The organism is Actinomadura sp. 7K507, from assembly GCF_004348425.1.
In the GTDB taxonomy this organism is placed as follows: domain Bacteria; phylum Actinomycetota; class Actinomycetes; order Streptosporangiales; family Streptosporangiaceae; genus Spirillospora.
The window spans coordinates 1-763 of record NZ_SMKK01000553.1 but is presented as its reverse complement, the minus strand read 5'-3'; the positions used below and the strand labels follow the sequence as shown (position 1 = coordinate 763).

1 pseudogene is annotated in these 763 nt (G+C 68.7%); it reads right to left on the bottom strand.

Annotated elements, in window-relative coordinates:
* Nucleotides 1–763, bottom strand: a pseudogene (locus E1285_RS46375) (hypothetical protein); the annotation flags it as partial.

The window sequence follows — 763 nt, the reverse complement described above, 5'->3', positions numbered from 1 at the left end:
GAGGTAGGGGCCCCGGTTGTAGGACCTGTGCCAGTTGCCGTCGTTCATGAGCCTGCGTGCCAGGGGCAGCGACAGGCCGCTCAGGCCCACGGTGTCGGCGTGGAATCCATCGCCCTTCTGGGTGATCTCGCGGTCGGAGAACCGGAACCAGACGCGGGTCTCGTCGAAAAGGTCGTGGTCTTCGACCTCGATGGCCATCGCCTTGACGGCGATCTCGAGCGCGCGTGCTCGCAAGTCTTGCGGGATCCATCCGATGTCGACACCGGGGATGTCGGCGTCCTCGACGCGCGCCCGTTCCCGGGCGGTGGGTGGCGGGCCCTGATGGGCGTGGCGGCTGGTGCGCCGTTCGAGGATCCGGTCGAAGAGCGGGTCGACGTCGAGGCCGGGGGCGCTCACCAGCCGGATCGTGGCGGTCGGCTTGGTTCCGAATTCGGGGATCGGCATCTCGCCGCCGGGCAGGACGTCGATCTCGGTCCGGTATCCGAGATCGGTGGCGGCGATGGCGGTCATCTCGATGAGGGTGCCGTGACTGATGTGCACCTGCCGGCCGTGAGGGTCGGTGTAGGGGAGCATCCGGTCCGGGTCGAAGAACAGCTGCGCTTCGGTATCGGAGAAGAGCTCGATGCGCCACGGCTGGGTGTTGTGCGCGCTGGGCGCGGTGACCCCGTAGCGGAGAGCCGCGACGATCGGCGGATCGTCGGGGCGCGAATCCGAGAGCGGCCGTCGGCGGGTGTCGCCGGTCCGGTGGATGGATCTAGGCATG